The following is an 11,562-nucleotide window of genomic DNA, read 5'->3' as shown; positions in this document are numbered from 1 at the left end:
AGGATTTTGGTATGTTTAAAAATAAAACATTACTAATTACTGGCGGAACCGGATCTTTTGGTAATGCCATACTAAAGGGGTTCTTAACTACAGATATAAAAGAAATCCGTATATTTTCACGTGATGAAAAGAAACAGGATGATATGCGAAAGTTCTATAACAATGATAAAATAAAGTTTTATATTGGAGATGTAAGAGATTTAAAATCTATTGAAAATTCCATGTATGATGTTGATTATATATTTCACGCTGCTGCCCTGAAACAAGTTCCATCCTGTGAATTTTTTCCATTAGAAGCTGTAAAGACCAATATTTTAGGAACGGATAATGTGTTAACTGCAGCCATAGAACATGAAGTAAAAAAAGTAATCTGTCTTTCCACCGATAAAGCAGCTTATCCAATTAATGCAATGGGGATTTCAAAGGCAATGATGGAAAAAGTCTATATTGCAAAATCCAAAACAGTCAACCCTGAAAAAACAATCATATGCGGCACCAGATATGGTAATGTTATGGCTTCCAGAGGCTCTGTAATTCCACTTTTTGTGGAACAGATAAAAAAAGGAAAGGAAATTACTATTACAAATCCCAATATGACCAGGTTCCTAATGAGTCTGGAGGAAGCTGTAAAACTTGTTATTTATGCATTCGAGAATGGAGAGGCAGGGGATATTATGATTCAGAAATCACCGGCATCTACCATTGAAGATTTGGCCAGAGCGTTAAAAGAAATATTTCACGCCGACAATGAAATAAAAATAATAGGAACGAGACATGGAGAAAAGTTATATGAAACACTTATGACCAAAGAAGAATATTTTGTTGCAGAGGATATGGGAGATTTTTATCGTATCCCTGCAGATAAAAGAGACCTGAATTATAATAAATATTTTATTGAAGGCAATCAGCAATTGTCTGTAGAAGAGGAGTACAATTCCAATAATACCAAACGCTTAAATTTAGAAGAAATAAAGAAAATATTATTAAAGCTTGACTATATCAGGGAAGAATTGATTGGGTGGTAAGTATGAATGTATTAGTAACAGGTTCAAAAGGGTTCATAGCTAAAAATTTAATAGTGCATTTAAAAGAGCGAAAAACCCTTAATATATTCGAATATGATAAAGATATGGAGCTTTCGATTTTAGAAACGTATTGTAAAGAAGCAGATTTCATATATCATCTAGCCGGTATAAACCGTACTTTGGATGATTTAGAATTTATGGAGGGCAATTTTGGATTTACAGCAGATTTGCTTGATATTTTGAATAAATATAATAAAAAATGTCCTGTTATGATTTCCTCATCCATTCAGGCATCTCTTTCGAATCCATATGGAAAAAGTAAAAAAGCATGCGAAGATTTACTTATAAGCTATTCCATACAATCCAGAGCAAAAGCATATATTTACCGGCTGCCCAACGTGTTTGGCAAATGGTGCAGGCCTAATTACAATAGTGTCATTGCTACTTTTTGCCATAATATTGCAAACAATCTGCCAATTACAGTAGATGATCCGGATAAAGTGATTCATCTCGTATATATCGATGATGTTGTTAAGGAATTAATTCATTTATTAGATACAAGACCGGTAAAAAGTGAGTTTTTTCATGAAATTGGACCCGTTTATTCAAACACTCTTGGTCAAATATCAAAGTTACTCTCTACATTTTATGAAATCCGTAGAAAAGGGATGGTCCCGGATTTATCCGATGACTTTACAAAAAAACTATACAGCACCTATTTAAGTTATTTACCGGAAGAAAATTTCAATTATGATCTTAATATGAATATAGATAACAGAGGTTCTTTTACTGAATTTATCAGGACCCTGTCCTGTGGTCAAATATCTGTGAATGTGACCAAACCGGGAATTATAAAAGGAAACCACTATCATCATACAAAAGTAGAAAAATTTCTTGTGGTCAGTGGTTCGGGCGTTATCCGTCTAAAGAAACTCAATTCCGATCACATAATAGAATATTTTGTTGACTCCAATCATCTGCAGGTAGTAGATATACCCGTTGGATATACCCATAACATTGAGAATCTTGGGAATACTGATCTGATAACAATAATATGGTGCAATGAAGTCTTTGATCCGGAGAACCCTGATACCTATTATTTAGAAGTATAATATGGGAAGAATAGGAGAAGGTATGAACAAATTAAAAGTTATGACAGTAGTGGGTACCCGGCCTGAAATAATCAGATTATCTGCTGTTATAAAGAGATTATCAGATTCTACAGCAGTAGAACACACTCTTGTACACACTGGTCAAAATTATGATTATGAATTGAATGATATATTTTTTCAGGATCTTCAATTAAACAAACCTGATTATTATCTGAAAGCTGCTACAGATTCTGCTATGGAGACTATAAGCAATATCCTCTTAAAAATAGATACTGTTTTAGATGAAATCAATCCAGATGCTTTTCTCATATTAGGAGATACAAATAGCTGTTTATCAGCAATTGCTGCCAAAAGAAAGCATATTCCAATATTCCATATGGAAGCGGGAAACAGATGCTTTGACCAAAGAGTTCCGGAAGAAATCAACCGGAAAATCGTAGACCATATAGCAGATATTAATATGCCTTATAGTGATATAGCAAGAGAATATTTAATTCATGAAGGACTTCCTGCCGATAGGATCATAAAGACTGGCAGTCCATTATACGAGGTGATTCAAAATCAAAAAGCTAATATTGATAATTCCGATGCTTTATTAAAGTATAATCTGACAGGGGGCAAATTTTTTCTGGTTTCTGCTCACAGAGAAGAAAATATTGATTCAGAAGATAATTTTATAAATTTGGTAAACAGTTTGAATTCCATTGCCCAAAAGTATCAGCTGCCGGTTATTGTCAGTACCCATCCCAGAACAATGAACAGGATCAAAAATAAAGACATTGAATTTCATTCTCTCATTAAAATAATGAAACCTTTTAATTTCACTGAATATATTAATCTTCAAATAAATGCAAAAGCAGTTTTAAGTGATAGTGGAACAATAAGCGAAGAATCATCAATCCTTGGATTTCCGGCATTAAATATAAGGCAGGCTCATGAAAGACCGGAAGCTATGGAAGAAGCAGCAGTGATGATGGTTGGATTATCAAAAGAAAGAATATTACAGGGTCTGGATATTCTTGAAAATCAGAATAGAAATACCTTAAAATTGGTTTCGGATTACAGTAGAACTAATGTCTCAGAAAAAGTGCTAAGAATTATTTTGTCTTATACTGACTATATCAACCGGATCGTGTGGAGAAAACAATAAATGATCATGTGGTCGTACTGCTGTATTCCCTGCTGTACGACCACTAATTTTACTATTTGGCTAGTTTCTTCTAAATCTAGGAATAAACCTAGTTATTACACCAAAAATAACTGACAATATAATGCCTACTAAAATACTAAGCAAAGCATATTTTCTTGTAAAGCTCAGACATTCAAAACTGGTCAATAGTTCGGTCATAGTATTAATTGCTTTAAAATAAAACAATCCTGTTATATTAATTATAAAAGTCAAAAGATCAAATATTAATGCATTAAATACCATATTTCTACGTCTGTCAGCTGCTATAATACTATATGATCTTGCTGCTATAAAACCAGGTAATAAAAGAACTATAAAGAATCTTAAAAAATCCATAGACTTAACTCCTTTCAAAGCAAAATATCCTTTTGTATATAATACGTCAACACCATGAATTTTGTTACAAAATGAAGAAAAAAAGAACTGAATTCGAATAATCTGTAATAAACTTATAAATTCTGACGTTTATTACTACGGATATCTTCGAATCAGTTCTTTTATATCATATAATTAAAGTATTATTTTATTACTTTAAAGAATCAATTTGTTCCTTTCGATGTTCTTGTTTTTCCTTTGTATTTTTAAAGGATTCTTTATCCATATGGCTTGCATTATGGTTTAAATAACCTTCTGTATATACAAGACGTTTTTCTGTATTTTCCAATTGTTTATTTTGGCTTTGGCCACCATGGACTATTTTATCTTTCAGGTTTTGAATTTCATTTTCCCGTTCCCACTGTAATTCTTTTGCATGTGCAATATTTTCAGGAGATTTTGAAATATCAGAATGTTCTTCTAAATGGCGTTCTGTTCGAGTCTGTTTTTCAACTATATTTCTTAAATGATCGATCCTTCGCTCATTTTCAATGGCTTTCATCTCTTTATTTTTGTTATCCATATTGTTCCACCTTTCTATCTTTATAAGAGAAATGTTTCTCTTTATTATTTTTGTCCGTGAACTGTTTTGTTATTCGAAAATACAATTGTTATTTATTTGATAAAGAGAATAAAATTTGAAAGATTATAGTATTCTTAAATAAGCATATTAAACTCAATATAAAATATATAAAAAATAAAAACAGGATGGTGATTCAATGAATTTTAAAGACATGATTCGTACCATGAGATTTAAAGGAGATAACAAACCTCCTCATCAATTATATACAATATGGGGTGAACAATTAAATCCGGAACATGTTCTGGAAGAATATCCAAGGCCTCAGTTAAAAAGAGACAATTATACGATATTAAATGGATATTGGGATTATTGTATAACAGATGATGATTTCGTTCCTGAAAATTTTGAAGGTAGAATTCTCGTTCCATTTTCACCAGAAAGTATCTTATCCGGAGTAAAAAGGCAATTGATGCCAGGAGAATTTCTATGGTATAGAAGAACTATTCTGATTGAAAATGTTTACGAAAACGAAAGATGTATTCTGCACTTTGGAGCTGTGGATCAATTCTGTGAAGTATATTTAAATAACCAAAAGATCTTAAAGCATTCCGGAGGATATCTTCCTTTTTCCGTAGAGATTACAAAGGAACTGATTGAGGGCGAGAATACATTGATCGTAAAAGCAACAGATGACAGTGATACTTCTTACCATACAAGAGGAAAACAGAAATTAAACCGGGGAGGAATGTTTTACACTGCCCAAAGCGGTATCTGGCAAACAGTATGGATGGAGTGGGTTCCTTATGTATATATAACCTCTCTAAAAATCACTCCCCTTATCAAAAGAAAAGGAGTAGAAGTAATTATAAATTTAAATTTTAAAGATGAACTTAGCAGCGAATTAAAGAAAAATGATTTTCGAATTGAGATTTTTTCCGAAGGAACCTTTCTCAAATCTGTAAAAAGTAAAAGTACATATATATTCATACCAATGAAAAAATTCAAATACTGGAGTCCTGAAAATCCATATTTATATAATATGGTCATTACTGCAGGAGAAGACAAGGTACAAAGTTACTTTGCCATGAGATCAATTGAAGTGAAGAAGGACAGTGATGGAATACCCAGAATATTTCTGAATCATAAGCCCTATTTCCAAAATGGTGTATTAGATCAGGGTTACTGGCCGGATGGACTATATACTGCTCCAAGTGATGAAGCACTGATTTATGATATTCAAAAAGCAAAAGAATTGGGATTTAATATGATAAGAAAGCATATTAAAATTGAACCTCTCCGCTGGTATTACCACTGCGACCGTATGGGTATGATCGTATGGCAGGACATGGTCAATGGTGGGGAGAAATACAATATGCTGTTAGTTGGGTATCTTCCTACCTTTTTCCCTTGCTCTGCCAGATGGGTGAAAGACAAACATTATCGTTTACTTGGAAGAGCCAATGAAAGAGGCAGAAGAGAATGGTTGGAAGAGTGCCTGGAAACCGTAGAGCTTCTTTATAATTCCCCATCTATCGCTGTGTGGGTACCTTTTAATGAAGCCTGGGGGCAATTTGATTCCAAAAAAGTATATGATATGATTCAGGAAAAAGACCACACCAGACTCATTGATCACGCAAGTGGTTGGTTCGACCAGAAATGTGGAGATTTTAGGAGTATACATAATTATTTTCATCCATTAAAAGTAAAACCCGGAAAAAGGCCGGTAGTACTTTCTGAATTTGGTGGATATGCCTGCTACATAAAAGAGCATTCTTTTTCCTGGCAGCTCTTTGGTTATCGTATTTATTTAAATGAAGAAGCTTTAAATGATGATTTTCAGAAACTATATCAGAATGAAATTGCCATATTGAAGAAAAAGGGATTGGCTGCTGCTGTGTATACCCAGATTTCCGATGTTGAAGATGAGGTCAATGGCCTTTTAACTTATGACCGGAAAGTATGCAAGGTAACGGCTATGAAACCATTTTAAAAGGAGGATTCAAGAAATCCTCCTTTTTTTCAGTTGAATATCTATTGCAGAGTTAATATGGTAGAATATAGATAATTAAATTATGTTGTAAATTTAATAGCTAAAATACAGAAACATAAAACATAAAAACTTAAATGAAGAAAATTCTGTCACAAATATTTTGCTGGATTGTTATAAGTTAGAGGGAGGGAAATAATGAAGAATCACGAGTTAAAATTAATCTATGAAAAATATTATAAACCTTTATTTCTATATGCACTTTCCCTTACCAAAAATAAACAGGATGCAGAAGATTTAGTGCAGTCCACATTTTTAAAAGCATTATTATCCTATCAAAATACAGGCAGTATACGTTACTGGTTAACAAAAGTGCTTCGGAATGAATTTTTAAATCAATGCCAGAACAAGAAAAGGATACTAGATGAAGGTTCCATTGATTTAGATATATTAGAAAGTGATATGTGTGTATTAAATGAAATAATACAGAATGAAGAAAAACGTATATTGCTTTATACGATTATGCAGCTTCCAATATTACAGAAAGAAATATTGATAGAAAGTATATATTTCAATTTGACCGATGAAGAAATCAGCAGTTCCCATAATATCAGCAAAGAGAATGTTAGACAGATACGTTCCAGGGGAAAGAGAAAAGTGATTGAAATTTTAAAGGAGGATACCTTATGACAGACTTTGATGAATTTGAAACAAAATTAAAAGATATCAGTGATCTTGATCTAGATGAAAAAGACATGGTGAAACAATTAGAAAAGCAGATCAACAGACGAATCCGGAATATATGCTTAAAAACTATCGGGGTTCTTCTATTCCTTGCAGGATTTTTATATTTAGTCATAAATCCCATCATGAATTATGGTTATTTAAATCCCCAGAAGTTAGAAAATAATGATAAGGGATTTACAAAATATCTTAGAGCCTATTTTGAGACCATGCGTCCTTATGCAGAGGTGGTATCTGTTGAAATTGATAAGCAGGGGTTTGGTAAATATACAGTGAATCTGGATATGCAAAATCACATTGGGAAAACTATGATTGGCCTTCCCAATGTTACAATGGAAATTGATAAAGGAAAAGCCTCTGTAATTACCGATGTAAAAAGTATGACCACTGCACTCATTGGAAGATTTGAATCAAATTGGGTGAAAAAAGATGAATTTCTAAAAGACCTTGAAGAGCTTCCAGACTCTAGCGTGGTTTATCTCTCTATTGGAGTGAATACACCAATACCTCTGTCAGAGCTTCGAAAAGAGGACATTCAATTAGACTGGATAGAATTCTATAATAATGTAAGTCAGTATCAAGGCGGTCTTAGCCTGAATCTCTGTACTCTATATGAGGATACGGATGAACGAAAGAAACTCAGTGACAAGGAATTGAAAGAAATATTTCTTCAAAATCTTGATTTACTGATGACTCAGCCCGTCCTTTTTCAATCTTTAGGTATTTATTCCGGAAGTCTTCAATTCTTTACACTTGATGAGATTAAGAAAACGAGAGAGAGCATTGATTCACAGGAAGAACTAACCATAAAAAACTATTGTTTCTCAGGCAAAAAGCAGGAAGTGATTGAATATCTAAAGAAAACTGATGTATATTCAATCCATGTAGACGATATACAATTAACAATCTGGTAGAAGAAAATTACAGGGTCTGACTGAAAAATCAGACCTTGTTTTCATGTTACACTTATCTTATGGCTGTTCCTATATTCCAGATAAGCTAAAAACCGCTTCACTGCAAGGGATACCGATTTCTTATTTCTCATTGCAAGACCAATCTTACGGTACGCCGGTATATCCAGTTCCTTTATTACAATTCGGTATGGAATACGCTGCAAAATAAGCTCCGGCAAAATGCTGATCCCTAATCCACTTTCGACCATTGACATGATGGCATAATCATCCCATGTAGTAAAATGTACTTTTAGTTCAATATTGCATTTTTCAAATATTTCCGATATTTCAGCCTTAGCGCCTTTTTCTAAAAGCATGAAAGGGTAATCACATAATGCGTTTACAGGAAACCTTCGGCATTCAGCCATTGGATGATCTTCCGGTAAAACAACAAGCAGCTTATCCTGCTGCAAAAATATTGTTTCAAACTCCGGGTGTGTAGGAAGCCTGAGAAAACCACAATCTACCCGCCCCTCTAAAATCCAGCTTTCAATTTCTGTATAGTCGCCCAACAGGAGCTCGTAATCAATATTAGGGTAATCCTTTTGAAACTCTTTGATGATATTCGGAAGCCAATGGGTTGCTGCACTTGAAAATGTGCCAATCCGAATTAATCCCGATTGCAAGCCGTTTAGTTCATCCACCTGTGCCTGCAATTTCTGATATTCGTTGCATACATTCCCTGCAAACGGCAACAGCTTTAATCCGTCAGAAGTCAGGCGCACACCGGCGCGCCCACGCTCAAGAAGAGATACGCTCCATTCCTTTTCCAGATCGTTAATCATCCGGCTAATGCCGGATTGAGAATAGTTCAATAATTCTGCTGCTCTTGTAAAACTTCCATATTCAACAGTTTTGACAAAAGCCATATATTTTTGGATATTCATGTCCATACAATTCTTACCTTCTTTATATCTGGTTTTGTTATACTAATCATGATAAACATTCGTTTTTGTAATATATGAAAACATGATACACTATAAATGAAAAAATCTCAAGTGAAAGGAAATTGATTATGTTCTTTGTAAGTGATATTTATACAACAGCACCGTCTAATTTTAAGACGGAGCTCCAGAAAAAAACATATAGAGCACTGGAAGACCTGCATATTCCATTTGAGCGTATCGATACCGACGAGGCAATTACAATGGATAATTGTATTCAGATCAATGAGGCTCTTAATATGAAAATGGTGAAAACACTGGTAGCGAAAGGAAGGTGAATGATTTGAGTTTATATCAAAACAGAATTGTTGTCAAAGTAGGAACTTCTACCTTGACAAATGATATAGGTCAAAGCGATCTGCGTTCCTTTGACCGCATTGCCTGTGTACTGTCTGACATTCAGAACATGGGACATGAAATTATTTTAGTTTCATCCGGCGCCATTGCTGTGGGCACAAATAAGCTCCAAATGAAAACGCGCCCGGCCAGTATGCGTTTGAAACAAGCTGCCGCTGCGGTAGGGCAATGCAGGATCATGAACTTATATGATAAGTTTTTCAATGATTATGACAAAACTATCGCTCAGATTTTACTGAATGCCGAGGATATGGAAAATGAGGAAAAGAAGGAAAATCTCACAAACACCTTTGACGCTTTACTTGAAATGGACATTATCCCGGTTGTGAATGAAAACGACTCGGTCAGCTATACTGAAATCAAATCAGAAGACAGACTATTTGGAGATAACGATATGCTTTCTGCAGTTGTAGCTATATTGTGCAGAGCACAGAAACTCGTTATCCTGTCCGACATTGACGGCTTTTATGACAGGGATCCCCGTCTCCATCCCAATGCAAAACGGATAGAACGAATTAATGTAATAGGCGAGGAGGTACAATCATTGGCGGGAGGAGCCGGTTCCAGGCGTGGTACAGGTGGTATGAAAACGAAACTGCAGGCGGCAAAACTGGCTGCTGCACAGGGAATTGATACTATCATTACGAATGGTAAACATCCGTCTGCTCTGTATGAAATCATCAAAGGAGGCAGTGTTGGTACACTCTTTGCCGGTAAATTATAATATACGGATATCAAATCAGCCTGCCATTACCATTAACAAAAATACTTATGGAAATATATTGTAATTTAGTTTAAAATAATTAATATAAATTACTACTAATTGGAATGAAACAACATTGATGAAACAAGAGAAACGGAAACTAACTGGAGGTATCACTATGGTCACACCTTATATCACATTTGCAGGAAATTGCAGTGAAGCATTGAAATTTTATGAGACGGTTTTCAACAGTAAAGTTCAGATGTCACAATCATATGAAGATTACGTACCAGAGGGCGTGACTTCTCAACCGGCAAATCTGAAAGAATGGATTTTGCATGCCGAAATGAATATCTGTGATACGGTTTTTTGGTTTGCAGATGAAATAGCAGAGCCGGTGTCCAAGGGTAATATGATAAAATTAACTGTAACTGTATCTTCAGCAAAAGAAGCTCCCAGCCAGAAATGAATTAGAAATTGAAGGAGAACTATTAATGGACATAAATCAATTTGTAATCCAGTATTGGAATCATATTGCTGCTCAGAATGAAGAAGAATTGAAAAAGTATTTTCACGAAAATGCCTGTATCCGTTGGCATAATACAAATGAGCAATTTAATGTTAGCGGATTCTTGCGAGCCAACTGTGACTATCCTGGAAATTGGAGCGGCGAAGTTGAACGAATAGAACACATTGGAAATATTATTATTACCGCCACTCATGTCTGGTCAGAAGAAAATTCTTTTCATGTGACTTCATTTTTTGAGATAACAGAAGGGGAAATAAGGATTCTGGACGAATACTGGGGTGATGATAATATAGCTCCTCAATGGCGAATAGACAAAAATATAGGTAAGCCTATTCGGTAAATTAATATTTAGTGGAGGTTTATTATGAAGAACATTGATAACTGAATATTGATAGTTGATATATTAGTATATAAATGGACTTATACATAGATTTAAGGAGAATAATTATGAGTTATTATGATGGACTAACTAAGAAAGAATTGCATTATTTAAAAGCTGCTGAACAGATTGGTAAGGAAAAAGGGGATTGTCCTGAATTGCAGGAGCTTTGTAAAGAAGCCTATTCTGAATATAAGTCTCAAAGAATATCTTCTGCTGCATATGGTAAAGTATATGCAATTTGCATAGAGTATGCTTATCCAAAATAGAATTAAAAGATTAAAGAATTTGTTGGCTACCAGCTATTAATATACAGTTGGTAGTTTTTTGTACACTAAACTAATAAAAGTAACAGGCGAATTTGAATTGGTTGAGCAATTTTTAATTGCGGATTATTTATTTAAGCTTCGCTTAATGAGCATAACACGAAACTGACAAATTTCAAGTTACGGAGGTAGCACAAATAAAAATTGAACATATTGCAATGTATGTAAATGATTTGGAAAAGGCAAAAGAATTCTTTGTTACTTATTTTAATGCAAAGGAACAGTGGTTATCATAATACTAAAACGGATTTTAGGTCATGTTTTTTGATGTTTGAAGATAGTCCACAAATAAACCTATTATGGAAGACACAAGTAAGGCACTAGCTCGCACTGAATTTATCCATATTACATTAAGTGTTGGAAGTAAAAAAAAGTTGATGAAATCACGAAATAGCTTAAACAAGATGGATATGAAG

The 11,562-nt window shown here is 34.1% G+C and carries 15 protein-coding genes; 12 read left to right on the top strand and 3 right to left on the bottom strand.

Annotated features, from left to right (window positions below):
* Positions 1–11: 11 nt before the first annotated feature.
* The 3 genes from EDD66_RS06165 to wecB are packed head-to-tail and all read left to right on the top strand — an operon-like array spanning position 12 to position 3,287.
* On the top strand, positions 12–1,025 hold the full coding sequence (locus EDD66_RS06165) for a polysaccharide biosynthesis protein (protein WP_123608688.1): 1,014 nt from the start codon (positions 12–14) through the stop codon (positions 1,023–1,025).
* A gap of 2 nt (positions 1,026–1,027) precedes the next feature.
* The gene (locus EDD66_RS06160; RefSeq protein ID WP_123608687.1) at positions 1,028–2,137 is read left to right on the top strand and encodes a capsular polysaccharide biosynthesis protein CapF; all 1,110 of its coding nucleotides are present in this window, start codon (positions 1,028–1,030) and stop codon (positions 2,135–2,137) included.
* A gap of 22 nt (positions 2,138–2,159) precedes the next feature.
* Positions 2,160–3,287, top strand: a complete 1,128-nt coding sequence (gene wecB / locus EDD66_RS06155; protein ID WP_123608919.1) for a non-hydrolyzing UDP-N-acetylglucosamine 2-epimerase — start codon at positions 2,160–2,162, stop codon at positions 3,285–3,287.
* 60 nt (positions 3,288–3,347) lie between these two features.
* On the opposite strand, the gene EDD66_RS06150 is transcribed toward wecB, so the two are convergent.
* Together EDD66_RS06150 and EDD66_RS06145 are read right to left on the bottom strand one after the other, a co-directional pair.
* Complete coding sequence (locus tag EDD66_RS06150; protein ID WP_123608686.1) at positions 3,348–3,662, bottom strand: hypothetical protein; 315 nt, start codon at positions 3,660–3,662, stop codon at positions 3,348–3,350.
* A gap of 190 nt (positions 3,663–3,852) precedes the next feature.
* Positions 3,853–4,224: a hypothetical protein gene (locus tag EDD66_RS06145; protein ID WP_123608685.1), complete on the bottom strand. Its 372-nt coding sequence runs from the start codon at positions 4,222–4,224 to the stop codon at positions 3,853–3,855.
* 196 nt (positions 4,225–4,420) lie between these two features.
* On the opposite strand from EDD66_RS06145, the gene EDD66_RS06140 reads away from it, so the two are divergent.
* From EDD66_RS06140 to EDD66_RS06130, 3 genes are all read left to right on the top strand, one after another.
* The gene (locus EDD66_RS06140; protein WP_123608684.1) at positions 4,421–6,214 is read left to right on the top strand and encodes a glycoside hydrolase family 2 protein; all 1,794 of its coding nucleotides are present in this window, start codon (positions 4,421–4,423) and stop codon (positions 6,212–6,214) included.
* A gap of 195 nt (positions 6,215–6,409) precedes the next feature.
* Positions 6,410–6,901: an RNA polymerase sigma factor gene (locus EDD66_RS06135; RefSeq protein WP_123608683.1), complete on the top strand. Its 492-nt coding sequence runs from the start codon at positions 6,410–6,412 to the stop codon at positions 6,899–6,901.
* Positions 6,898–7,869, top strand: a complete 972-nt coding sequence (locus EDD66_RS06130; protein ID WP_123608682.1) for a sigma factor regulator N-terminal domain-containing protein — start codon at positions 6,898–6,900, stop codon at positions 7,867–7,869. Before EDD66_RS06135 ends, EDD66_RS06130 begins: the two co-directional genes overlap by 4 nt.
* Before the next feature lie 41 nt (positions 7,870–7,910).
* Here EDD66_RS06130 and EDD66_RS06125 read toward each other — a convergent pair whose 3' ends face one another.
* Complete coding sequence (locus tag EDD66_RS06125; protein WP_123608681.1) at positions 7,911–8,801, bottom strand: LysR family transcriptional regulator; 891 nt, start codon at positions 8,799–8,801, stop codon at positions 7,911–7,913.
* Positions 8,802–8,923: 122 nt separating this feature from the next.
* On the opposite strand from EDD66_RS06125, the gene EDD66_RS06120 reads away from it, so the two are divergent.
* The 6 genes from EDD66_RS06120 (at position 8,924) to EDD66_RS19005 (ending at position 11,382) form a co-directional block, all read left to right on the top strand.
* Positions 8,924–9,130, top strand: a complete 207-nt coding sequence (locus EDD66_RS06120) for a YbaK/EbsC family protein (protein ID WP_123608680.1) — start codon at positions 8,924–8,926, stop codon at positions 9,128–9,130.
* Positions 9,131–9,135: 5 nt separating this feature from the next.
* Positions 9,136–9,933, top strand: coding sequence for a glutamate 5-kinase (gene proB, locus EDD66_RS06115; protein ID WP_123608679.1), 798 nt, complete (start codon positions 9,136–9,138; stop codon positions 9,931–9,933).
* A 157-nt stretch (positions 9,934–10,090) separates the two neighbouring features.
* On the top strand, positions 10,091–10,381 hold the full coding sequence (locus EDD66_RS06110) for a VOC family protein (protein ID WP_207667758.1): 291 nt from the start codon (positions 10,091–10,093) through the stop codon (positions 10,379–10,381).
* Positions 10,382–10,406: 25 nt separating this feature from the next.
* On the top strand, positions 10,407–10,781 hold the full coding sequence (locus EDD66_RS06105) for a nuclear transport factor 2 family protein (RefSeq protein WP_123608678.1): 375 nt from the start codon (positions 10,407–10,409) through the stop codon (positions 10,779–10,781).
* A 107-nt stretch (positions 10,782–10,888) separates the two neighbouring features.
* Complete coding sequence (locus EDD66_RS06100) at positions 10,889–11,089, top strand: hypothetical protein (RefSeq protein WP_123608677.1); 201 nt, start codon at positions 10,889–10,891, stop codon at positions 11,087–11,089.
* Between the two features lie 215 nt (positions 11,090–11,304).
* Entirely contained in the window at positions 11,305–11,382 is a 78-nt protein-coding gene (locus tag EDD66_RS19005) for a hypothetical protein (RefSeq protein ID WP_408632102.1), read from the top strand.
* Positions 11,383–11,562: the final 180 nt, after the last annotated feature.

This window comes from Mobilisporobacter senegalensis, assembly GCF_003752155.1.
Taxonomy (GTDB): Bacteria; Bacillota; Clostridia; order Lachnospirales; family Lachnospiraceae; genus Mobilisporobacter; species Mobilisporobacter senegalensis.
The sequence above is the reverse complement of the archived record's forward strand: the minus strand, read 5'-3'. Positions and strand labels throughout refer to the sequence as shown.